The following is a 21,613-nucleotide window of genomic DNA, read 5'->3' on the forward strand; positions in this document are numbered from 1 at the left end:
CTTGCCCAGTTCCAGGTCCTCGCGATATCCCGATCACGGAACCGAACCGTGGGGAGAACGCATGAACGTCTCGGACAAGTACCGCAGCAACTGGGAGAGTTACTGGAGCGAGACCTCCGACGAGGCGGGCGAGGCGATCTGGGACTGCGATCCCGCCCTGTCCGCCGAACCGCACACCGCCCTCCTGCTGCCCCACGCGGACCCCGCGCGCACCATCGTCGACCTCGGCTGCGGCAACGGCACCCAGACCCGCTACCTGGCCACCCGGTTCGCGCGCGCCGTCGGCGTCGACCTCACGCACTCCGCCGTCGAGCACGCCCGCCGCGCCACGCAGGACGACGCCGTGGAGTTCCAGCAGCTCGACCTGACCGACTCCGATGCCGTGCACGCCCTGCACGAGCGCCTCGGCGACGTCAACGTCTACATGCGCGCCGTCATCCACCAGAGCGAACCGGAGGCACGACCCGCGGTCGCCGCCGCCGTCGCCGAGCTCATCGGCACCGAGGGCCGCGCCTTCGTCGTCGAACTCACCTCCGGCTCCCGGGACGTGCTCAGGCGCGCCGCATCCCAGGAGGGCGGCCCGGGGCCCAAGCTGCAGCGCGTCTTCCACCACGGCCTCAAGCCGGCCGACGCCGACGACCCGGAGATCCCGCGCCTGCTCGGCGAGGCCGGTCTGAAGATCCTCGCCGAGGGCGAGACGACCCTGCCGCAGACCGAGTACCTGACCGACGGCACCCGCATCGACCTGCCGGCCCACTGGTTCGTCCTCGCCGGCGCACGGTAAGGGCTCTTCTGCGGCCTCCCGGGGTGCCTGGGCCCGCCGTCCCACGCACCCCGTTCCGCTGCCGTACCGCACCGCCACGGGCGCCGGGCACTTCGGGACGGCTCGGCGGCAGAGCGCTCGACGACGGTCGCTCCGGGTCGTAGCCTGGCCGCTCTGCGGCGCGTAACGTGACGCAGCATGAAGATCCTCATCAGTGCCGACATGGAGGGGGCCACGGGCGTCACCTGGCCGGCCGACGTGCTGCCGGGGACGCCGCAGTGGGAGCGGTGCCGGTCGATGTTCACCTCGGACGTGAACGCCGCCGTGGAGGGCTTCTTCGACGGCGGCGCCGACCACGTGCTCGTCAACGAGGCCCACTGGACCATGCGCAACCTGCTGCTGGAGCGGCTCGACGAGCGGGTCGAGATGCTCACCGGGCGGCACAAGGCGCTGTCGATGGTGGAGGGCGTGCAGCACGGCGACGTCGACGGCATCGCGTTCGTCGGCTACCACGCGGGCGCCGGCATGGCGGGCGTCCTCGCCCACACCTACCTCGCCAACCAGATCACCGGGGTCTGGGTGAACGATGTCCGCGCCAGCGAGGGCCTGCTCAACGCGCACGTCGTCGCCGAGTACGGCGTCCCCGTCGTCCTCTTCACCGGGGACGACGTGGCCTGCGAGGACGCGCTCGGGTACGCGCCGGAGGCCCTGAAGGTCGCGGTGAAGGACCATGTGTCCCGGTATGCAGCGGTGTGCCGGACACCTGCGCGCACCGCCGCCGACATCCGTGCCGCCGCCAAGGAGGCCGCCCGGCTCGCGGTGCGTCATGCACCCGTCGAGGCAGGGCCGTTCACCGTCGCCGTCGAGTTCGACGCCGAGCACCTGGCGATGGCCGCGACCGTCGTGCCCGGGGTCGCGCGGATCGGGGAGCGGAAGGTGGCGTACACCAGCGCCACGATGTACGAGGGGATCCGGACGTTCAAGGCGGTCACCACGATCGTCTCCGCCGCCGTGGAGGAGCAGTATGGCTGACCAGCCGGCCGACCAGCAGGCCCTGGACGAGGTCGTGGAGTTCACCTCCGGTCTGATCCGCATCGACACCACCAACCGGGGCGGCGGGGACTGCCGGGAGCGGCCCGCCGCGGAGTACGCGGCCGAACGGCTGGCCGGGGCCGGACTGGAACCCGTGCTGCTGGAGCGGACGCCGGGCCGCACCAATGTCGTAGCCCGGATCGAGGGCACCGACCCCTCCGCCGCCGCGCTCCTGGTCCACGGCCACCTCGACGTGGTACCCGCGGAGGCCGCCGACTGGAGCGTGCCCCCGTTCTCCGGGGAGATCCGCGACGGCGTGGTGTGGGGGCGGGGCGCCGTCGACATGAAGAACATGGACGCGATGATCCTCGCGGTCGTCCGGTCCTGGGCCCGGCAGGGCGTACGGCCGCGCCGGGACGTCGTCGTCGCTTTCACCGCCGACGAGGAGGCCAGCGCCGAGGACGGCTCCGGGTTCCTCGCGGACCGGCATCCCGAGCTGTTCGAGGGCTGCACCGAGGGCATCAGCGAGTCCGGCGCCTTCACCTTCCACGACGGCGCCGGCCGGCAGCTCTACCCCATCGCGGCGGGCGAGCGGGGCACCGGCTGGCTGAAGCTCACCGCGCGCGGCCGGGCCGGACACGGCTCCAAGGTGAACAAGGAGAACGCGGTGACCCGGCTCGCCGCCGCCGTCACCCGCATCGGCGAGCACGAGTGGCGCCTCGGCCTCACCCCGACCGTGCGGGCCGCCCTCACCGAACTCGCCGCCGTGTACGGCATCGAGCCCGACTTCACGGACGTGGACCAGCTGCTGGACAAGCTCGGACCGGCGGCCAAGCTGGTCGAGGCGACCGTCCGCAACAGCGCCAACCCGACCATGCTGGACGCCGGTTACAAGCTGAACGTGATCCCCGGCGAAGCGGTCGCCTACGTCGACGGGCGCTATCTGCCGGGCGCCGAGGAGGAGTTCACCGCCACCCTCGACCATCTGACCGGGCCCGACGTGAGCTGGGAGTTCGCCCACCGGGAGGTGGCCCTCGAGGCGCCGGTGGACTCGCCGACCTTCGCGAGGATGCGGGCCGCCGTCAAGGAGTTCGCGCCCGAAGGGCACGTGGTGCCGTACTGCATGTCCGGCGGCACGGACGCCAAGCAGTTCTCCCGGCTCGGCATCACCGGCTATGGTTTCGCCCCGTTGAAGCTGCCCGAGAATCTCGACTACCAGGCGCTGTTCCACGGCGTGGACGAGCGTGTGCCGGTCGAGGCACTGCACTTCGGCGTGCGGGTGCTCGACCGCTTCCTGCGGACTGCCTAGGGAAGGGGGAACGAGGTGCTGACCTCGCCGTACGGATCGTGGCCGTCACCCATCGACGCGGCGCTGGCCGCCGCGCACGACGGGCAGCCGGAATGGGTGGGCTTCGTCGGGGACGAGGTGTGGTGGACCGAGCCCCGGCCGGCCGAGGGTGGCCGCCGGGCACTGGTGCGGCGGACGGCACAGGGCGCCGAGGAGGTCGTGCTGCCCGCGCCGTGGAACGTGCGCAACCGGGTGGTGGAGTACGGCGGCAGGCCCTGGACCGGGGTGCCGCGCGACGGCGGACCGCTCGTGGTGTTCACCGACTTCGCCGACCAGCGGCTGTACCGGTACGAGCCCGGTGGCGAGCCGCGCCCGCTGACCCCGGTGTCCCCGGTGGGCGGGGGGCTGCGCTGGGCGGACCCGCACATGGACCTCGCGCGCGGCGAGGTGTGGTGCGTGCTGGAGGAGTTCACCGGGGACGGCCCCTCGGACGTGCGGCGGGTGCTGGCGGCCGTACCGCTGGACGGCTCCGCCGCCGGGGACCGGTCCGCCGTACGCGAACTCACCGACGGCCGGCACCGGTTCGTCACCGGGCCCCGCGTCTCGCCGGACGGCCGCCGTGCGGCCTGGCTCGCCTGGGACCATCCGCGCATGCCGTGGGACGGGACGGAACTGCTCGTCGCCGACATCGGCGACGACGGCACACTGCACACCGTCCGCACGGTGGCCGGCGGACCCCAGGAGGCGATCGCGCAGGCCGAATGGTCGGCGGACAACCGTCTCCTGTACGCGAGCGACCGCAGCGGCTGGTGGAACCTGTACCGGGACGGCCTCCTTCCCTCACCCTCCGGGCGGGGGGACCCCCATCCCGTTTCGCTCGCCCCGCGCGAGGAGGAGTTCGCCGGCCCGTTGTGGAAGCCGGGCCTGCGCTGGTTCGCGCCGCTGGACAACGGCCTGGTGGCGGTCGTACACGGCCGGGGGCCGACCGTGCTCGGGATACTGGACCCGGAGTCCGGGGAGATCGTCGACGCCGCCGGGCCGTGGACCGAGTTCGGCGCCACCCTGGCGGTCCACGGCGGGCGCGTGGTGGGCGTCGGCGCCAGCCCGCGCACCGGGCCCGAGGTGGTGGAGCTGAACACCGCCACCGGCCGGGCCCGCGCGATCGGCGCCCGGCACCGGGACGCCGTCGACCCCGCGTACTACCCGGAGCCGCAGATACGCGTCTTCACCGGCCCGGACGGCCGTGAGGTGCACGCCCACGTCTACCCGCCGCACCACCCCGAACGCACCGCTCCCGACGGGGAGTTGCCGCCCTACGTCATCTGGGCGCACGGCGGCCCCACCAGCCGGGTGCCGCTCGTGCTGGACCTGGAGATCGCCTACTTCACCTCGCGCGGCATCGGCGTCGCGGAGGTGAACTACGGCGGCTCCACCGGGTACGGCCGGGCCTACCGCGAGCGGCTGCGCGAGCAGTGGGGCGTGGTCGACGTCGAGGACTGCGCGGCCGTCGCCCGTGCCCTCGCCGACGAGGGCACCGCCGATCCCGCCCGGCTCGCGATCCGGGGCGGCAGCGCGGGCGGCTGGACCGCCGCCGCCTCCCTGACCACGACCGACGTCTACGCCTGCGGCACCATCATCTACCCGGTCCTGGACCTGGTCACCTGGGGGCCGGGGGAGACCCACGACTTCGAGTCCCGCTACCTGGAGTCGCTGATCGGCCCGCTCGCCGAGGTGCCCGCCCGGTACGCCGAGCGCTCGCCGAGCACCCACGCCGACCGGCTCACCGCGCCGTTCCTGCTGCTCCAGGGCCTGGACGACGTGATCTGCCCGCCCGCCCAGTGCGAACGCCTCCTCGCCCGGATCGCCGGCCGGGACGTGCCGCACGCCTACCTCACCTTCGAGGGGGAGGGGCACGGGTTCCGGCGGGCGGAGACCATGGTGCGCGCCCTGGAGGCCGAACTGTCCCTGTACGCCCAGGTGTTCAAACTGGACGTGACCGATGTCCCGAGACTGGAGCTGCACACGTGAAGGAACTGACGCGCCCGGAGCGGCTGGTCCCGGGCGCCCGGGTGGCCGTCGTCGCGCCCAGCGGGCCGGTGCCCGAGGAACGCCTCCAGGCGGGGCTCGACGTGCTGCGCGGCTGGGACCTGGATCCGGTCGTGGCACCCCATGTGCTGGACCGGCACGGTGAGTTCGGCTACCTGGCCGGCCGGGACGCCGACCGCGCGGCCGACCTCCAGAACGCCTGGTGCGACCCGTCCGTCGCCGCGGTGCTGTGCGCCCGCGGCGGGTACGGCGCCCAGCGCATGGTCGACCTGCTGGACTGGGACGCGATGCGGGCGGCCGGGCCCAAGGTGTTCGTGGGCTTCAGCGACGTCACCGTGCTGCACCAGGCGTTCGCCACCCGGCTGGGCCTGGTCAGCCTGTACGGACCGGCCGCCGCCGGGATCGACTTCATCAAGAGCGCCCGCGCACAGGAGCACCTGCACTCCACCCTGTTCGATCCGGAGAGCGTGCGGACCCTTACCTCGGCCGGCGCCGGACTGGCGCCCGGCCGGGCCCGCGGGATCACGCTCGGTGGCTGTCTGAGCCTGCTGGCCACCGACCTCGGCACCCCGTACGCCCGGCCCGCCGCCCGGGGCGGGCTGCTGCTCCTGGAGGACGTGGCCGAAGCGCCGTACCGCGTCGACCGGTTGCTGACCCAGTTGCTGCGCTCCGGCTGGCTCGACGGGGTCGCCGGGATCGGTCTCGGCTCCTGGCGCGACTGCGGCCGCTACGAGGAACTGCGCCCGGTCCTCGCCGACCGGCTCGGCGGACTCGGGGTGCCGGTGGTGGAGGAACTGGGATTCGGGCACTGCGACGACGCGGTGACCGTCCCGTTCGGCGTGCGAGCCGAACTCGACGCGGCCGCGGGCACCTTGACACTGGCCGAACCGGCGCTGCGCTGACGGCCCGCACCGAATCCCGCCAGAAGCGCCGACGCGTCGGCTCGGACGGACGGGCTGGTGCCGGTCTGGGGGATACCGGGTGCCGGTCTGGTGGATTGGCTGGAGCCGTGCTGGACGGGTTCCCGTCCCGGTTCGGGCGGGTTCGAGGTGCAGGCTCGGGTGGGTTGGCCGGTGTCGGTCGGGGTGGATGCCGGGGGCCGGTCTGGCGGATTGGCTGGTGTCGATCTGGGCGAGTTCGAGGTGCCGGGCCAGTCGGGTGCCGCGTGCCGGGCTGGGTGAGTTCGAGGTACCGTCCGGGCGGATCGGCTGGTGTCGGTGTGGGTGGATGCCCGGTGTCGGTCCGGGCGGATTCGGGGTGTCGGCCCGGGCGGCTGTCAGGTGCCGGGCTGGCGGGTTCGAGGTGTCGGCTCGGGTGGATCGGCTGGTGTCGGTCGGGGTGGATGCCGGGGGCCGGTTTGGTGGGTTGGCTGGTGTCGGTCCGGGCGGGTGCCGGGTGCCGGGCTGGGCGGGTTCCCGTGCCGGTTAGCGGGTTCGAGGTGACGGTCCAGGCGGATCGGCTGGTGTCGGTCCGGGCGGGTGCCGGGTGCCGGGCTGGGCGGGTTCCCGTGCCGGTTAGGCGGGTTCGAGGTGTCGGCCCAGGCGGATCGGCTGGTGTCGGTCCGGGCGGGTGCCGGCTGCCGGGTGCCGGGCTGGGTGAGTTCGAGGTACCGGTCCGGACGGATTGGCTGGTGTAGGTCCCGGCGGATATCAGGTTCCGGGCTGGCTGGATTCGGGGTATCGAGCCGGCGGATGTCAGGTGTCGAGCCGGGCGGATGCCAGGTGTCGGTCCGGGCGGATGCCGGGTGTCGGTCCGGGCGGATTCGAGGTGCCGGGCCGGGCGGATTCGAGGTGTTGGCCCAGGCGGGTTCCAGGAGTCGGTGCCGGGGCGGGTTGCCGGTGACGGGCCGGGCGGGTTCCTGGGTGACGGGGTGGGTGGATTTGCGGAGACCGTGTGGGCGGGGACGCCGTACGCTGGCACGATGCCGCACACCGCACGCCAGTACCTCGCCGAGGGCCCCCGCGTGGGCATCCGTCACTTCACCCTCGAGGACGGACCCGAGTTCACCTCGCGGACCCGCGAGAGCAAGGACCTGCACCGGCCCTGGCTGTTCCCGCCGGACAACGACAGGGCCTACGCCGCCTACGCACGCCCGCTGATCGAGGACCCGACCAAGGCCGGCTTCCTGGTGTGCGAGAAGGACAGCGGGGAGATCGCCGGGTTCATCAACATCAACAACATCGTGCGCGGCGGCTTCCAGTGCGGCGCCCTCGGCTACGGGGCCTTCGCGCACGCCGCCGGGCGCGGCCTGATGCGCGAGGGCCTCGACCTGGTCATCGGGTACGCCTTCGGCCCGCTCGGGCTGCACCGCCTGGAGATCAACGTGCAGCCCGACAACACCGCCTCCATCGCGATGGCGCGCGGCGCCGGCTTCCGGCTGGAGGGGTTCTCCCCGGCCATGCTCTACATCGACGGCGCCTGGCGCGACCACGAACGCTGGGCACTCACTGCCGAGATGCGCGACCCCACCGTCTGAACAGACCCTTTGCGCAATCCTGACCGGCACATCCCCTGGCCGACTCGACCCACGCCGGGTTCCATGGTGATCGTGACGAGGATCCGACGTGAGGTACTGACGCTGCCCGCCGCGCAGTTGGGGCCCGACAACCCCCTGCCCCCGCTGCGCCCGCTCGACGAGGTCCACCGCATCGACGGCCGCGACCGGGACGGCATGCCCAGGGACATGGCCCGCCAGCTCGGCTACGAGCCGCTGCGCAGCCTGCTCCCGGTCCGCGTCCGCGACGGCTACGACAGAACCCGCGAGCCCCGCCCCCTGGACGCCCTGGTGATCGAGAACGACCGGCTGCGCGCCACCGTCCTGCCCGGCCTCGGCGGCCGCATCGCCTCCCTGATCCACTTGCCCACCGGACGTGAACTCCTCTACCGCAACCCGGTGTTCCAGCCCGCCAACTTCGCCCTGAACGGCGCCTGGTACTCCGGCGGCATCGAATGGAACATCGGCGCCACCGGCCACACCACCCTCTCCTGCGCACCTTTGCACGCCGCCCGCGTCCCCGCCCCGGACGGCGGCGAGATGCTGCGCCTGTGGGAGTGGGAGCGGCTACGCGACCTGCCCTTCCAGGTCGACCTGTGGCTGCCCGACGGCTCCGACTTCCTCTACGTCGGTGTCCGCCTCCGCAACCCGCACGAGCGGCCGGTGCCGACGTACTGGTGGTCCAACATCGCGGTGCCGGAGGAGTGCCGGGTCCTGGCCCCCGCCGAGGAGGCCTGGCATTTCGGCTACGAGCGCCGCCTGCGCCGCGTGCCCGTCCCGTCGTACGACGGCATCGACCGCACCCACCCCCTCAACAGCCCCTACGCCGCCGACTACTTCTACGAGGTGCCGGACGGCCGCCGCCGCTGGATCGCCGCGCTGGACGCCGACGGCCACGGGCTGGTGCAGACCTCCACCGACACCCTGCGCGGCCGCAAGCTCTTCGTGTGGGGCCACCTCCCCGGCGGCCGGCGCTGGCAGGAGTGGCTGACCGAACCCGGCACCGGCGGCTACTGCGAGATCCAGGCCGGCCTCGCCCGCACCCAGCTGGAGCACGTCCGGCTGGAGGCCGAGAGCGAGATGTCCTGGCTGGAGGCGTACGGCCCGCTCGACGCATCCCCCGAGGGGGAGTGGACCCGGGCCGTCCGGAGCGCGGAGGAACGGCTGGAGTCCGCCCTGCCGCGCGCCCGGGTGGAGCAGGCGCATGCGGCATGGCAGCCGTGCGCCGACACCGAACCCGGCGAGATCCTGGCCGCCGGATCCGGCTGGGGAGCCCTCGAAGTGCTGCGCGGCGACTGGAAACTGCCCGGCACCCCGTTCCCCGAGTCCACCCTCGGCGAGGCACAGGCCCCCTGGCGGGAACTGCTGCGCACCGGCTCCCTGCCCGAGCCGCGCCGGGTACGGCCGCCCGGCGAGACCCTCGTCGCCCCGCACTGGCGGGACATGCTGGAGACCGCGCCCGCCACCCCGCACACCGAGTACCACCTCGGCGTCGCCCAGTGGCACGCCGGCGACCGCGCCCAGGCCGTCCGCAGCTGGGAACGCGCCCTCGGACTCGCCCCGTCCCTCTGGCCGTTGCTGCGCTGCCTGGCCGTCGCCGACCAGGAGTCCGGCCACCACGAACGGGCCGCCGACCGGTACGCGGACGCCTTCGACGACCTGTGCCGTGAGCGCCGCGACGACAAGGAGACATGGACCGCCGCCGTGGCCGCGCTCGGCCGGGAAACCCTGCAGGCACTGCTCCGGGTGCGGCGGACGGCGGACGCCCGGGCGGTCTGGGAGCGGTTGCTGCCCGCCGTGCGCCGACGCGGCCGGTTCCGCCTGCTGGAGGCCGAACTGCTGCTCGCCGAGGGCCGGCCCGAGGAGGCCCGGGCGGTCTTCGGCACGGGGTTCGAGGTTCCCGACCTGCGGGAGGGCGAGGAGGTGCTCGGCCGGTTGTGGGCCCGGCTCACCGACGAGCCCCTGCCCGCCCGCCACGACTTCCGGATGCGGCCCGACGCGGTCTGACCGGCTCAGCCCCGCTGGTCGACGTACTCGAACACCGACCCGTCCGGGTGCATCGCGATCAGGTTCCGGCCCACCGGCGTCGGCACCGGCCCCGCGATGATCCGGGCGCCGAGGTCGGTGAGCAGCCGGTGCGCCTCGTCCACGTCCTCGACGGCGATGGTCGCCGCCACCTTGCGCAGGATCTCCAGTTCCTCCTCCGGGCCGCTCATCAGCAGGAAGGAGCCGATCGCGGCGACCTGGACCCCACCGCGCCCAAAACGCAGCGCTCTGCCGCCCGACAGACGCTCGTAGAAGGGGATCGCGGTCTCGAGGTCGTCGACGCAGATGCGCAGCGAGGCGCCCAGAATCTCCATGCGCCCGAGCCTAGTTGCGGCGTCCCGGGCCGTGCAGGGCACCCGCGTTACCCGCTGTGTCCGCCGGGTACCCGCAGGGTATGGACCGTTCGGAACACCTGGAACACCTGGAACATCTCGACAAGCATCTGGTCGAAGAGCTGGCACAGGTGGCACGCGAGACGGTACGCGACGAACTGCGCGTACAGAGCCGCAAGCAGCGTCGCACCGCCCTGCTCTACGCCGCGTCCGGCGCCGCCGCGCTGTACGCGGGTGCCGCGCTGGCCCTCGCCGTCGGCCTGGCCCTCGCGACCGGCCTGCCCGGCTGGGGCGCCGCCCTGATCACCGCGGCCGTCATGGGCGCGGTGGCCTACGCCCTGCGCGGCGCCGCCCACCCGAGGCACGGCCACCCCTCGCCTCCGGCGCGCGTCGTCGGCGGCACCCCGCCGGCGGGCCCGCCGAGCGGCCTGGGCCTGCCCTACCCTCCGATGCCGAAGGAGCCCCCGGGCACCGGCGACCACAGGGCCTGAGACCACCCTGAGACCACAGGGCCCGAGCACGGCGAACCACCACCGGCTTCACCCGCCGAGCCGCGGCAGCACCTTCGTCCGGTAGAAGTCGAAGAACCCCTTCTGATCGTCCCCGATCTGGTTCACGTACACCCGGTCGAACCCGGTGTCGGCGAACGCCGTCAGCGTGGACACGTGCTGCTCGACGTCGTCCCCGCACACGACCTTCTCGCGCACCATGTCCTCGGTGACCAGCTCCCGCAGCTGCTCGAAGTGCCGCGGCGACGGCAGCACCTGCCCCATCTCCCCGGGCAGCAGCTCGTTGTACCAGAGCCGGCGCACGGTACGGACGCACTCCTCTCGATCGGCGCCGTAGCAGACCTTCGTACCGCCGCTCACCGGCTTCGTCCCGCCCCCGCGCGATGGGGGTGCCCCCGCTCGAGCGAAGCCGAGAGTGGGGGAGGAACCGGGTGACCATCTCCTCCTCCGGCATCATCGTGATGTACCCGTCGCCCACCCGGGCGGCGAGCGACGTCGCCTTCGGCCCGAAGCCGGAGATGTCGATCGGGACGGGTTCGTCGGGGACGGTGTAGAGGCGGGCGTTCTCCACGGTGTAGTGCGTGCCGTGGTGGCTGACCTCCTCGCCGGTGAACAGCCGGCGCATCACCTGGATGGCCTCCTCCAGCATCTCCAGGCGGACGTGCAGCGGCGGCCAGCGGTCGCCGAGGATGTGCTCGTTCAGCGCCTCGCCGGTGCCGACGCCCAGCCGGAAGCGGCCTTCGGTCATCACCGCGCTCGTCGCCGCGGCCTGTGCTGTCACCACCGGGTGCATCCGCACGGTCGGGCAGGTCACCGCCGTCTCGATGGGCAGCGACACCGCCTCGGACAGGGCCCCGATCACCGACCACACGAACGCGCTCTGCCCCTGCGCGTCGTTCCACGGGTGGAAGTGCTCGGAGATCCACAGCGCCCGGAAGCCGGCCTGCTCGGCCATCCGGGCCTGCTCGACGAGTTCGGCGGGGGTGTGCTCCTCGCTCGCCAGGAAATAGCCGTACTCGGGCATGGGGAAACCTCCGCGCGGGCGACGCTGGTGCGGTGTGATCCGGGCGCGCGCCGGGTAACCGGTGCCCGCCGGGCCAAACGCCGCGGGCGCGGCGCGGCGTTCGGGTGCTCCGACCGGCGTACGGGTGACCCGCGCGGCGTTTGGGTGCCCCCGCCTCGGTTACGCGGAAAGCCTCGGACGAGCCACACCGCCGGAGGCGCACCGTGAGCCGACCTCACGTCGTGATCGTCGGCGCCGGTTTCGCCGGGTACCGGGCTGCCCGCACATTGGCCCGGCTGACCCGGAACCGGGCCGACATCACTTTGCTGAACCCGACCGACTACTTCCTGTACCTGCCGCTGCTGCCCCAGGTCGCCGCCGGCATCCTGGAGGCCCGCAGGGTCACCGTGTCGCTGCCGGGCACCCTGCACGGCGTGCGCATGGTGCTCGGCGAGGCCGACCATGTCGACCTCGACGGCCGTACGGTCCACTACTCCGACCCCGAGGGCGGCATCGGCACCCTCACCTACGACCGGCTGGTGCTGTGTGTCGGCAGCGTCAACAAGCTGCTGCCCATCCCGGGGGTCGCCGAGCACGCGCACGGCTTCCGCGGGCTGCCCGAGGCGCTGTACCTGCGCGACCACGTGACCCGGCAGGTGGAGCTGGCCGCCACGGAGGACGATCCGAAGGCCTGCGCGGCCCGCTGTACGTTCGTCGTGGTCGGTGCCGGTTACACCGGCACCGAGGTGGCCGCGCAGATGCAGCTGCTCACCGACCGGCTGGCCCGCCGGCATCCGCTGTGCGCCGGGTTCCGGCCGCGCTGGATCCTGCTGGACGTGGCGCCGCGCGTGCTGCCGGAGCTGGCCGAGCGGCTGTCCCGGACGGCCGACCGGGTGCTGCGGGCGCGAGGCGTCGAGGTCCGGATGGGTACGTCGGTGAAGGAGGCCACCCACGACGGGGTGCTGCTCACCGACGGCGAGTTCGTCGCGTCCCGGACGCTGGTGTGGTGTGTCGGGGTACGGCCCGATCCGCTCGTGGAGGCGGTCGGGCAGCCGCTGGAGCGGGGCCGGCTGATCGTCGACCCCCATCTGCAGGTGCCGAGCCGACCGGAGGTGTTCTGCTGCGGGGACGCGGCCGCCGTACCGGACCTGGAGAAGCCGGGGTCCTTCACGCCGATGACGGCCCAGCACGCGTGGCGCCAGGGCCGGGTGGCCGGGGAGAACGTGGCCGCCTCGCTCGGTGTCGGCCGGCGCCGGCGGGCCTACCGCCATCGCGACCTGGGCTTCGCCGTCGACCTCGGCGGGATCCAGGCCGCCGCGAACCCGTTCGGCGTCCCGCTGTCCGGCCCGGCGGCCGGTGCGGTCACCCGCGGCTACCACCTGGCCGCGCTGCCCGGCAACCGCGTCCGGGTGGCCGCCGACTGGCTGCTGGACGCCGTACTGCCGCGCCAGGGTGTCCAGTTGGGCCTCGTGCGGTCCTGGTCGGTTCCCCTGGACACGGCCTCTCCGGAGCTGGCACGCGTACCGGGCGGGCCGGAGCGGGCGGGTGGCCCGGGGCAGGCGGAAGAAGCGGTGCGGACCCGGGAAGCGGAACGTGACGGCGAACCGTCGGCCGCCGGGCGCGGGGACCACCCCGCCCCCGGCCCGGTCAAGCGCACCGACCCGCCGGACCCCGCTGCCGAGTGACCGCCGAGCGGCCCCCGGCCATACCCCCTCGACCCACCGCAAGGAGACCCATGAACACCGCCGAACTCGCCGAGCTGGGACAGCAGTTGCGCGTGGACAGCGTGCGGGCGTCCGCCGCCGCGGGATCCGGGCACCCCACGTCCTCGATGTCCGCCGCGGATCTGATGGCCGTACTCCTCGCCAACCATCTGCGCTACGACTTCGAACGCCCCGAGCACCCCGCCAACGACCGCTTCGTGCTGTCCAAGGGACACGCCTCGCCCCTGCTGTACGCCGCGTACAAGGCGGCCGGTGCCATCGAGGACGGCGAGCTGCTCACCTTCCGCAAGCTCGGCAGCCGGCTCGAAGGACACCCGACGCCCCGGCGGCTGCCCTGGGTGGAGACGGCCACCGGATCGCTCGGCCAGGGCCTGCCGGTCGGGGTGGGCATCGCCCTCGCCGGCAAGCGGCTGGAGCGCACTGGCTACCGGGTGTGGGTGCTGTGCGGCGACAGCGAGCTCGCGGAGGGCTCGGTGTGGGAGGCCGCCGAACACGCCGGGCACAAGCACCTGGACAACCTGATCCTGATCGTGGACGTCAACCGGCTCGGCCAGCGCGGCCCCACCCGGCACGGCCACCACCTGGACGCCTACGCCCGCCGATTCCAGGCCTTCGGCTGGCACACCGTCGAGATCGACGGCCACGACGTCGACAAGATCGACCGGGCCTACGGCGAGGCGCTGTCCACGGCCGGGCAGCCCGTGGCGATCCTCGCCCGCACCCTCAAGGGCAAGGGCGTCGCCGCCGTCGAGGACCTGGAGGGCCATCACGGAAAGCCGCTGGCGGACGCCGAGGAGGCCGTCGCCGAGCTCGGCGGACCGCGCTCGCTGCACGTCCGGGTCGGCGAGCCGCCGGCCGCCGCCGCGCTGCGCGACCTGACGACTGAGGTGCTGCAGCTGCCGCGCTACGACGAGGGCGACGAGGTCGCGACCCGGGACGCCTTCGGCGCGGCCCTCGCCGCGCTCGGCAGCGCGCGCGGGGACGTCGTCGCCCTGGACGGCGAGGTCGGCGACTCCACCCGCACCGAGGAGTTCGCCAAGGCCCACCCCGACCGGTTCTTCGAGTGCTACATCGCCGAGCAGCAGCTGGTCGCCGCGGCCGTCGGCATGGCGGTGCGGGGCTGGCTGCCGTACGCCTCGACGTTCGCGGCGTTCCTCACCCGCGCCCACGACTTCGTGCGGATGGCGTCCATCAGCGGCTCCGGCATCAACCTGGTCGGCTCGCACGCCGGTGTCGCGATCGGGCAGGACGGGCCCTCCCAGATGGGCCTGGAGGACCTGGCGATGTTCCGCGCCGCGTACGGCTCGACCGTGCTGTATCCGTGCGACGCCAACCAGACCGCCCGGCTGGTCGCGGCCATGGCCGGCCTCGACGGGATCCGCTATCTGCGCACCTCGCGCGGCAAGACACCGGTCATCTACGGCCCCGACGAGGAGTTCCCGGTGGGCGGCAGCAAGACGCTCGTCTCCAGCGAGGAGGACCGGCTGACGGTCGTCGCCGCCGGGGTCACCGTGCCCGAGGCGCTCGCCGCGGCCGACCGGCTCGCCGCGGACGGCATCCGGGTACGCGTCATCGACCTGTACTCCGTCAAGCCCGTCGACGCCGAGACGCTGCACCGGGCCGCCGAGGAGACCGGCTGTCTGCTCACCGTGGAGGACCACCACGCCGAGGGCGGCCTCGGCGACGCCGTCGCGGAGGCATTCGGCGACGGCCGGCCCGTGCCCCGGCTGGTCCGGCTCGCGGTGCGCACCATGCCGGGCTCGGCCGCGCCCGACGAGCAGCTGAACGCGGCCGGCATCGACGCCGTGGGCATCGCGGCGGCGGCCAGGCTGCTGGTGGAGGAGGCGGTCGTGCGATGAACGACGCGGACGCCCGTTCCATACGGGCGGGCCACCGCACGGTGGAGGTCAAGCGGCCCGGGAAGGTGCTCTTCCCGGGTGGCGCCGGCGCCGAGGAGTACACCAAGGGCGATCTCGCCGACTACTACCGGTCCGTCGCGCCGTACATGCTGCCGCACCTGCGGGGCCGTCCGCTGATGCTGGAGCGGTATCCGGACGGTGTCGACGGGCAGCGCTTCATGCAGAAGAACATCCCGGAGCACTATCCGGACTGGATCACCCGCGCCGAGCTCCCCAAGGAGGGCGGCACGGTCACCCATGCCGTCTGCGACGACACCGCCACCCTCCTCTACCTCGCCGACCAGGCCTGCCTCACCCTGCACCGCTGGCTCTCCCGCACGGACCGCGCCGCGGGCCCGGACCACCCCGACCGGCTCGTCTTCGACCTCGACCCTCCCGGCGACGGCTTCGCCCCCGTGCGCGAGGCGGCCGGCCTGCTGCGGGAGCTGCTGGACGAACTGGGGCTGCCCGCCGCCCCCATGACCACCGGGTCCCGCGGTCTCCATCTCGTCGTCCGTCTCGACGGCCGCAGCGACTTCGACGAGGTCCGCGAATTCGCCCGTGACGTGGCCGAGTTGCTGGCCTCCCGGCATCCGGACCGGCTCACCACAGCGGCCCGGAAACAGGACCGCGGCGACCGCCTCTACCTCGACGTGCAGCGCAACGCCTACGCGCAGACCGCCGTCGCCCCCTACACCGTGCGCGCCCGCCCCGGCGCCCCCGTCGCCGTGCCCCTCGCCTGGGAGCAGCTGGACGACCCCGGGCTCAACGCCCGCCGCTGGACCATCGCCGACGCCGTCGACCAGGCCGGCACCGACCCCTGGGCCGGCCTGCCCAGCCGAGGCCGCGCCCTGGGCCCGGCCCGGCGGCGTCTCGCGGACCATCGCTCCTGAATGTTTGACCAGGGATGACCGGGCCACCCGCAGGGGGAGGTGGCCATGTCGAACACAAATAACACATCCCAGTCACAAAATTCACAGAAAGCACATAACTCACAGGAGTCACACAGCGACGACAAGCGCAGCAAGGCGGAGGAGTCTCGGCCGGCGCCCATCGAGGTGCTGCGCCAGGCGCGTGCCCAGCTCGCCGAACTCACCGGGCTCGTGCCCGAGTCGGTGACCTCCTTCGAGCAGACCGAGGACGGATGGGTGCTCGAAGTGGAGGTTCTCGAACTCGCACGGGTCCCGGACACCATGAGCCTGATGGCGAGCTACCAGATCGATCTCGACCAGGAGGCGCGGCTCACCGGCTACCGGCGCGTTCACCGATATGAACGCGGACGGTCCGACGCGCGCCGACCCGGCGGCCGCTAGGCCGCCCCCCGCCCACGGAGCCACCGTGACACCGAACACTCATGAGGAGGAGCAGCCGGCATGACCGTTGTCCCGGCACAGCAGACCGCAGGTGGAGGCGGCAGCAGCGGCCTCTACGACGTACTGGAACTGGTCCTGGACAGGGGGCTCGTGATCGACGCGTTCGTGCGGGTCTCCCTGGTAGGTATCGAGATCCTGAAGATCGACGTCCGGGTCGTCGTGGCCAGCGTCGACACATATCTGCGCTTCGCCGAGGCGTGCAACCGTCTCGACCTGGAGGCCGGCCCGCACAAGAGCCCCGGGCTTCCCGACCTCGTCGGCGAGGTCACGGAGTCCGGCGCCCGCGGCAAGTCCAAGGGGGCCCTGTCCGGTGCTGCGGAGACCATCTCCGACGCCTTCAAGCAGGCCCGCGAGGAGGGTGCCGAGGCCCGGCCCCGCGCACGTAAGGACACGGCCCGCAGGAAGGAGGAGAGGGAGTGAGTACGTACGTCTACGGGATCACCGCCCGGTCGCACCCCTCCCTGCCCGAGGGCATGACGGGCGTGGGCGAGCCGCCCCGCCCGGTACGGGTCGTCACGGCCGGTGAGCTGGCCGCCCTGGTCAGTGACGCCCCCGAGGGGCTGCGGCCCAAGCGCCGCGACCTGCTCGCACACCAGAACGTCCTCGCCGAGGCCGGCGCGGCCGGCTGTGTGCTGCCGATGCGGTTCGGGAACCTGGCCCCCGACGACGAGACCGTCACCCAGGTGCTCGACGAGCGCGCCGACCACTACCGGGAGCGGCTGAAGGCCCTGGACGGCAAGGTCGAGTACAACGTCAAGGCGAACCACGTGGAGGACGCCGTCCTGCAGCGTGTGATGGCCGAGGACGCGGAGCTGCGCTCGTTCGCCGAGACCACCCGACGTGCGGGCGGCGGCACTTACGACGACAGGCTGCGCCTCGGCGAGATGGTCGCGGCCGCCGTCAAGGCCAAGGAGGCAGAGGACGCCGCCTCGGTGCAGGCTGCTCTCGAGCCGGCCGCCGCCGCGGTCAGCGCCGGCCCGCAGTCCACGGGCTGGCTGCTCAACGTCTCGTTCCTGGTTCCGCGGGACGGGGCCGAGGGCTTCATCAAAGCCGTCGAGCAGGTCCGCGCCGGTCATCCCCACCTCGAACTGCGCGTCAACGGCCCGCTGCCGCCGTACAGCTTCGTCGAGCCCGGCCCCGCCGAGCCGGCGGCCGACACGGCCGGCACGGATGCCGGGGCGCGGTGAGACGACGGGCCCGAAAGGAGGAGGCGATGGGGCTGATCGGTGAGGTGCTGCTGCTGCCGTTCGCACCGGTGCGTGGCGCCGGGTGGGTGGTCGGCCAGGTGCTCCGCGAGGCGGAACGGATCTACTACGACCCCGCCACCGTGCGGGCCGAACTCGCCCGCCTCGAAGAGCGGCTGGAGGCGGGCGAGATCACCGAGGAGGAGTTCGACCGGCGCGAGGACGAACTGCTCGACCGGCTGGAGACCGGTATGCGCTCCGGCCACGCAACAGGCGAGGGGACGGGATGATGAACCGAACGGCACTGGGCCTCGCCATAGGGGCCGGATATCTCCTGGGACGCACGAAGAAGCTGAAAATGGCCGTCGCGGTCGGCTCCCTGGTCGCGGGCAAGAAGCTGAACCTCGGCCCTGGAGCACTCGCCGCCGTCGCGCGGCAGCAACTGCGTGACAACCCGCAGTTCAAGGAGATCGGCGATCAGCTGCGCGAGGATCTTCGGGGCGTCGGCAAGGCGGCGTCCGGGGCGATGGTCGAGCGGCAGATGAGCGCACTCGCCGACCGGCTGCACGACCGGACCGCCCAGGTCCGCGACGGGCTGTCCGGGGCGCTGCCCGCCGTGGGCTCCGACGAGGAGCAGGAGGAGTACGACGACCGCGAGGCGCGCGGGGACGACGACCGCGAGGCGCGCGGAGACGACGGACGCACGGCGCGCGAGGACGACGACCGCGAGGGCCGCCGGCGGCAGCCGTCCGGCAGGAAGGCGGGCAAGAAGCCGTCGGCGAAGAAGGCCTCCGCGGGCCGGCAGGCCGCGGCGGAGAAGACGGCCCCCGCGAAGAAGGCCGCGGCCAGGAAGACCGGCACAGCCGGGAAGAAGACGGCCGGCAGCCGTGGCGCCGGCTCGCCGAAGGGCGGTGATGACCGATGACCGAGACCCTGGGATCCGCGGCGTCCACGGCCGGCCGGGCCACGAAGGCCGCGCAGGACAACCCGCTCGCCGACCTCGCCCACAGCGAGGCCGCCGACCGGCTGAAGGACGAGGCACAGGAATACCTGGCCGCCCAGGCCGAACGGCTGCTCAGCGGCCTCGGGCGCAAGCTCGGCGAGACAACCGTCAAGCTCAACGACATCGCCGAGGGCAACAGCCCCGGCTTCGCCAAGCTGGCGCTCGACGCAGGCCGCAAGGTCGCCGAGGGCAAGGGGCCGTTGCGCTCCGCCCTGGAGCTGGGGGCCTCGAGGGTCAAGGACAACGTCACGGAGGCGGTCAAGAACCTCGGGGGCGGCAAGGGCAGGAAGAAGGGCGGGGGCGGCAACAAGCCCACGGTCATCATGGAGTCGGTGGACGTCGGCGTGCCGCTGCGCACCGCCTACGACCAGTGGACCCAGTACCAGGACTTCTCCACCTTCGCCAAGGGCGTCAAGAGCGCGAGCCGCGCCGACGACACCCACAGCGACTGGCAGGCGAAGATCTTTTGGTCCAGCCGCAGCTGGAAGGCGCACACCACCGAGCAGTGCCCCGACCAGCGCATCCAGTGGACCTCGGAGGGCGCCAAGGGCACCACGAAGGGGGTCGTGACCTTCCACGCCCTGGGCGAGAACCTCACCCGGATCCTGCTGGTCATCGAGTACTACCCGACCGGCCTGTTCGAGAAGACCGGCAATCTGTGGCGCGCCCAGGGCCGCAGGGTGAGGCTGGATCTGAAGAACTTCGCCCGGTTCATCACCCTGAAGGGAGAGGCGGAAGACGGCTGGCGCGGCGAGATCAGCGACGGCGAGGTCGTCCGCAGCCACGAGGACGCGGTGGCGGAGGAGGAGTCCGAGGAGGCCCGCGCCGAGGACGAGGGCGAGGAGCCGTCCGAGGACGAGGAAGAGCCGGAGGAGTACGAGGACCGGCAGGAGGACGAAGAGAACGAAGAGAACGAAGAGGATGAAGAGGACGAGGAGGACGAGGAGGAGCCCGAGGAGGAGGAAGAAGGGCCGTACGAGGACGAAGCCGAGGACGGTGAGGAATACGAGGAAGAGGAGCCCGAGTACGCCGAGCGCGGGGGCCGTCGATGACGACGCCCAGCCGGCTCCCCGAGCCGTACGGCCAGGGCAGTGGAGCCAACCTCGCCGACATCCTGGAGCGCGTGCTCGACAAGGGTGTGGTGATCGCGGGTGACATCCGGATCAATCTGCTCGACATCGAACTGCTGACCGTCAAGCTGCGGCTCATCGTCGCCTCGGTGGACAAAGCCAAGGAGATGGGCATCGACTGGTGGGAGAGCGACCCCGCGCTCTCCTCCCGGGCCCGCCGCGACGAGCTGACCCGGGAGAACGCCGCGCTCAGAGAACGGGTGGCCCGCCTGGAGGAGCTGGAGCCGGGCCGCGCGCCGAAGGAGGCACCATGACCGGACTGCGTTACGTCTACGCCGTGTGCCGCCCCTTCGGGACGCCCCTGCAGTCCCAGCTCACCGGCGTCGGGGGCGCCCCGCCGGCGTTGCTGCGTCACCACGGGCTGGTCGCGGTCGTCAGCCAGGTCCCGGCGGCCGACTTCTGCGAGGAGGCCCTGAAGGCGCACCTGGAGGACCTGGACTGGCTGTCCGTGACCGCCCGCGCGCACCAGGGCGTGATCGACGCCCTCACCACGGTCACCACTCCGCTGCCGCTCCGGCTCGCGACCGTCTTCCAGGACGACAGCGGGGTGCGCACCATGATCGAGGCCCGCGAGGACGACTTCCTGCGCATCCTCGACCGGCTGGAGGGCCGGGTGGAGTGGGGGGTCAAGGTGTACCTGGAGCCCGAGCCCGCCGCCGAGCCTGCCCCCGCCGGGCAGCCCGCGAGCGGCCGGGACTATCTGCGCAGGCGGCGCCAGAGCACCCACGCGACCGAGGAGCGGTGGCAGCGGGCCGAGGCCTTCGCCCGCTCGCTGCACGAGGGCCTTTCGCGGTACGCCGAGGATTCCCGGCTGCACGCCCCGCAGAATTCCGCGCTTTCCGCCGAGCCCGGCCGGAACGTGCTCAACGCGGCCTATCTGGTGCCCCGCGCGCATTCCGAGGAATTCGTGGAACTGGTGGACCGTACGAAGGACGAGGCACCCGGAATCCGGGTGGAACTCACCGGACCCTGGGCGGCCTATTCGTTCGTCGGGGAGGCGACGCCGTGACCGTGGTCGAACGACGCGAGATAGCCCTCGTCGACCTGCTCGACCGGCTGCTGGCCGGCGGAGTGGTGATCACGGGTGACCTCACCCTGCGGATCGCGGACGTCGACCTGGTCCGCATCGATCTCAACGCACTGATCAGCTCGGTGAACGCGTCCGTGCCCTCGCCATTCGAGGAGATCCTGTGAGCCCGCGCAACCGCCTGGACCTGGAACCCGACACGGTCGAGCGCGACCTGGTGAAACTGGTGCTCACCGTGGTGGAACTGCTCCGGCAGCTGATGGAACGACAGGCCGTGCGGCGCTTCGACACCGGCGAGCTGACCGAGGAGCAGGAGGAGCGCATCGGGCTCACCCTGATGCTCCTGGAGGACCGCATGGCCGAGCTGCGCGAACGCTACGGCCTGCGGCCCGAGGACCTGAATCTGGACCTCGGGCCGCTCGGACCGCTGCTGCCCCGGGACTAGCCCGACGCGGCCGTCGCCACGCTCTGATCGGCCGTCTCTCCGGCACCGCGGTCTGCGGTGGCGTCCTGACCGCCACCGAGACGTCGGCGCGGTCGGTGGCGACCGTCGAGCCGGGCTCCCTCACCCACGATCTGCAGGCCACTGCGCCCAGTTCACGCGGCGCCGTCGCCGCCTCGGCCGAACCGCACCTGGAGAACCCGTTCTTGGGGCTTGGGCTTTCGCAAGATGTGATCACCCGTTGCACCTATCCGCCCGTCAAGGACGGTCAAAGGAAATGTCGGGGGCTCGCCGCGACACTGAGGCCGTGAGGCCGGCC

At 72.7% G+C, this 21,613-nt stretch carries 22 protein-coding genes and 1 pseudogene; 21 read left to right on the forward strand and 2 right to left on the reverse strand.

From position 1 onward, the window contains the following. The first annotated feature begins 61 nt into the window (after window positions 1-61). The 7 genes from LMU33_RS14235 (at window position 62) to LMU33_RS14265 (ending at window position 9,630) form a co-directional block, all read left to right on the forward strand. A complete protein-coding gene (locus LMU33_RS14235; RefSeq protein ID WP_228620668.1) occupies window positions 62-784 on the forward strand; it encodes a class I SAM-dependent methyltransferase in 723 nt (240 codons plus the stop codon). A gap of 177 nt (window positions 785-961) precedes the next feature. Beyond that, on the forward strand, window positions 962-1,795 hold the full coding sequence (locus LMU33_RS14240; protein WP_228620670.1) for a M55 family metallopeptidase: 834 nt from the start codon (window positions 962-964) through the stop codon (window positions 1,793-1,795). After that, complete coding sequence (locus LMU33_RS14245) at window positions 1,788-3,104, forward strand: M20/M25/M40 family metallo-hydrolase (protein ID WP_228620672.1); 1,317 nt, start codon at window positions 1,788-1,790, stop codon at window positions 3,102-3,104. The genes LMU33_RS14240 and LMU33_RS14245 overlap by 8 nt, the downstream gene beginning before the upstream one ends. 15 nt (window positions 3,105-3,119) lie before the next feature. Then, complete coding sequence (locus LMU33_RS14250; protein WP_228620673.1) at window positions 3,120-5,111, forward strand: dipeptidyl-peptidase 5; 1,992 nt, start codon at window positions 3,120-3,122, stop codon at window positions 5,109-5,111. After that, window positions 5,108-6,031, forward strand: a complete 924-nt coding sequence (locus LMU33_RS14255) for a S66 peptidase family protein (RefSeq protein WP_228620675.1) — start codon at window positions 5,108-5,110, stop codon at window positions 6,029-6,031. The genes LMU33_RS14250 and LMU33_RS14255 overlap by 4 nt, the downstream gene beginning before the upstream one ends. 1,019 nt (window positions 6,032-7,050) lie before the next feature. Then, a complete protein-coding gene (locus LMU33_RS14260; RefSeq protein WP_228620677.1) occupies window positions 7,051-7,605 on the forward strand; it encodes a GNAT family N-acetyltransferase in 555 nt (184 codons plus the stop codon). A 63-nt stretch (window positions 7,606-7,668) separates the two neighbouring features. Beyond that, a complete protein-coding gene (locus tag LMU33_RS14265; RefSeq protein ID WP_228620679.1) occupies window positions 7,669-9,630 on the forward strand; it encodes a DUF5107 domain-containing protein in 1,962 nt (653 codons plus the stop codon). Between the two features lie 5 nt (window positions 9,631-9,635). Here the strand turns inward: LMU33_RS14265 and LMU33_RS14270 are convergent, their stop codons facing one another. After that, window positions 9,636-9,983: a VOC family protein gene (locus LMU33_RS14270; RefSeq protein WP_228620683.1), complete on the reverse strand. Its 348-nt coding sequence runs from the start codon at window positions 9,981-9,983 to the stop codon at window positions 9,636-9,638. Window positions 9,984-10,063: 80 nt separating this feature from the next. Here LMU33_RS14270 and LMU33_RS14275 point away from each other — a divergent pair, with 80 nt between their 5' ends. Further along, window positions 10,064-10,492, forward strand: coding sequence for a phage holin family protein (locus tag LMU33_RS14275; protein ID WP_228620685.1), 429 nt, complete (start codon window positions 10,064-10,066; stop codon window positions 10,490-10,492). Window positions 10,493-10,540: 48 nt separating this feature from the next. Here LMU33_RS14275 and LMU33_RS42210 read toward each other — a convergent pair. Beyond that, window positions 10,541-11,534, reverse strand: a pseudogene (locus LMU33_RS42210) (TIGR03557 family F420-dependent LLM class oxidoreductase). 203 nt (window positions 11,535-11,737) lie between these two features. Here LMU33_RS42210 and LMU33_RS14285 point away from each other — a divergent pair. Genes LMU33_RS14285 through LMU33_RS14345 form a run of 13 tightly spaced genes read left to right on the forward strand, consistent with a single transcriptional unit; the run spans window position 11,738 to window position 21,297 of the window. Then, entirely contained in the window at window positions 11,738-13,198 is a 1,461-nt protein-coding gene (locus LMU33_RS14285; protein ID WP_228620687.1) for an NAD(P)/FAD-dependent oxidoreductase, read from the forward strand. Between the two features lie 50 nt (window positions 13,199-13,248). Then, window positions 13,249-15,096 carry a transketolase gene (locus tag LMU33_RS14290; protein ID WP_228620689.1) on the forward strand — a complete coding sequence of 616 codons (1,848 nt, stop codon included), beginning with the start codon at window positions 13,249-13,251 and terminating at the stop codon, window positions 15,094-15,096. Beyond that, entirely contained in the window at window positions 15,093-16,028 is a 936-nt protein-coding gene (gene ligD / locus LMU33_RS14295) for a non-homologous end-joining DNA ligase (protein ID WP_228620691.1), read from the forward strand. Before LMU33_RS14290 ends, ligD begins: the two co-directional genes overlap by 4 nt. A 45-nt stretch (window positions 16,029-16,073) precedes the next feature. Beyond that, window positions 16,074-16,448, forward strand: coding sequence for a gas vesicle protein GvpO (locus tag LMU33_RS14300; RefSeq protein WP_228620693.1), 375 nt, complete (start codon window positions 16,074-16,076; stop codon window positions 16,446-16,448). Window positions 16,449-16,508: 60 nt separating this feature from the next. Continuing rightward, window positions 16,509-16,928, forward strand: coding sequence for a gas vesicle structural protein GvpA (locus LMU33_RS14305; protein WP_228620695.1), 420 nt, complete (start codon window positions 16,509-16,511; stop codon window positions 16,926-16,928). Then, a complete protein-coding gene (locus tag LMU33_RS14310; RefSeq protein ID WP_228620697.1) occupies window positions 16,925-17,695 on the forward strand; it encodes a GvpL/GvpF family gas vesicle protein in 771 nt (256 codons plus the stop codon). Before LMU33_RS14305 ends, LMU33_RS14310 begins: the two co-directional genes overlap by 4 nt. Window positions 17,696-17,721: 26 nt before the next feature. Beyond that, window positions 17,722-17,982 (forward strand): gas vesicle protein GvpG, encoded by a 261-nt coding sequence (locus LMU33_RS14315; protein WP_228620699.1) that lies wholly within the window; start codon window positions 17,722-17,724, stop codon window positions 17,980-17,982. Further along, window positions 17,982-18,617, forward strand: a complete 636-nt coding sequence (locus LMU33_RS14320; protein ID WP_228620972.1) for a DNA primase — start codon at window positions 17,982-17,984, stop codon at window positions 18,615-18,617. Before LMU33_RS14315 ends, LMU33_RS14320 begins: the two co-directional genes overlap by 1 nt. Further along, a complete protein-coding gene (locus LMU33_RS14325; protein ID WP_228620701.1) occupies window positions 18,614-19,747 on the forward strand; it encodes an SRPBCC family protein in 1,134 nt (377 codons plus the stop codon). The genes LMU33_RS14320 and LMU33_RS14325 overlap by 4 nt, the downstream gene beginning before the upstream one ends. Further along, a complete protein-coding gene (locus tag LMU33_RS14330; RefSeq protein WP_228620702.1) occupies window positions 19,744-20,079 on the forward strand; it encodes a gas vesicle protein in 336 nt (111 codons plus the stop codon). The genes LMU33_RS14325 and LMU33_RS14330 overlap by 4 nt, the downstream gene beginning before the upstream one ends. Beyond that, window positions 20,076-20,834, forward strand: coding sequence for a GvpL/GvpF family gas vesicle protein (locus LMU33_RS14335; RefSeq protein ID WP_228620703.1), 759 nt, complete (start codon window positions 20,076-20,078; stop codon window positions 20,832-20,834). Before LMU33_RS14330 ends, LMU33_RS14335 begins: the two co-directional genes overlap by 4 nt. Next, window positions 20,831-21,019, forward strand: coding sequence for a gas vesicle protein (locus LMU33_RS14340; protein ID WP_228620704.1), 189 nt, complete (start codon window positions 20,831-20,833; stop codon window positions 21,017-21,019). Before LMU33_RS14335 ends, LMU33_RS14340 begins: the two co-directional genes overlap by 4 nt. Continuing rightward, entirely contained in the window at window positions 21,016-21,297 is a 282-nt protein-coding gene (locus LMU33_RS14345) for a gas vesicle protein K (RefSeq protein WP_228620705.1), read from the forward strand. The genes LMU33_RS14340 and LMU33_RS14345 overlap by 4 nt, the downstream gene beginning before the upstream one ends. Window positions 21,298-21,613 lie beyond the last annotated feature (316 nt).

It is taken from the genome of Streptomyces barringtoniae, from assembly GCF_020819595.1.
In the GTDB taxonomy this organism is placed as follows: Bacteria; Actinomycetota; Actinomycetes; order Streptomycetales; family Streptomycetaceae; genus Streptomyces; species Streptomyces barringtoniae.

Excerpts from the sequence above, each read along its gene's own strand:
- LMU33_RS14265 (WP_228620679.1), top strand. The coding sequence starts at position 7,669 with ATGGTGATCGTGACGAGGATCCGACGTGAGGTACTGACGCTGCCCGCC.
- LMU33_RS14300 (WP_228620693.1), top strand. The coding sequence starts at position 16,074 with ATGTCGAACACAAATAACACATCCCAGTCACAAAATTCACAGAAAGCA.
- LMU33_RS14240 (WP_228620670.1), top strand. The coding sequence starts at position 962 with ATGAAGATCCTCATCAGTGCCGACATGGAGGGGGCCACGGGCGTCACC.
- LMU33_RS14320 (WP_228620972.1), top strand. The coding sequence starts at position 17,982 with ATGAACCGAACGGCACTGGGCCTCGCCATAGGGGCCGGATATCTCCTG.
- ligD (WP_228620691.1), top strand. The coding sequence starts at position 15,093 with ATGAACGACGCGGACGCCCGTTCCATACGGGCGGGCCACCGCACGGTG.
- LMU33_RS14260 (WP_228620677.1), top strand. The coding sequence starts at position 7,051 with ATGCCGCACACCGCACGCCAGTACCTCGCCGAGGGCCCCCGCGTGGGC.
- LMU33_RS14305 (WP_228620695.1), top strand. The coding sequence starts at position 16,509 with ATGACCGTTGTCCCGGCACAGCAGACCGCAGGTGGAGGCGGCAGCAGC.
- LMU33_RS14245 (WP_228620672.1), top strand. The coding sequence starts at position 1,788 with ATGGCTGACCAGCCGGCCGACCAGCAGGCCCTGGACGAGGTCGTGGAG.
- LMU33_RS14315 (WP_228620699.1), top strand. The coding sequence starts at position 17,722 with ATGGGGCTGATCGGTGAGGTGCTGCTGCTGCCGTTCGCACCGGTGCGT.
- LMU33_RS14335 (WP_228620703.1), top strand. The coding sequence starts at position 20,076 with ATGACCGGACTGCGTTACGTCTACGCCGTGTGCCGCCCCTTCGGGACG.
- LMU33_RS14290 (WP_228620689.1), top strand. The coding sequence starts at position 13,249 with ATGAACACCGCCGAACTCGCCGAGCTGGGACAGCAGTTGCGCGTGGAC.
- LMU33_RS14275 (WP_228620685.1), top strand. The coding sequence starts at position 10,064 with ATGGACCGTTCGGAACACCTGGAACACCTGGAACATCTCGACAAGCAT.
- LMU33_RS14270 (WP_228620683.1), bottom strand. The coding sequence starts at position 9,983 with ATGGAGATTCTGGGCGCCTCGCTGCGCATCTGCGTCGACGACCTCGAG.
- LMU33_RS14235 (WP_228620668.1), top strand. The coding sequence starts at position 62 with ATGAACGTCTCGGACAAGTACCGCAGCAACTGGGAGAGTTACTGGAGC.
- LMU33_RS14325 (WP_228620701.1), top strand. The coding sequence starts at position 18,614 with ATGACCGAGACCCTGGGATCCGCGGCGTCCACGGCCGGCCGGGCCACG.
- LMU33_RS14330 (WP_228620702.1), top strand. The coding sequence starts at position 19,744 with ATGACGACGCCCAGCCGGCTCCCCGAGCCGTACGGCCAGGGCAGTGGA.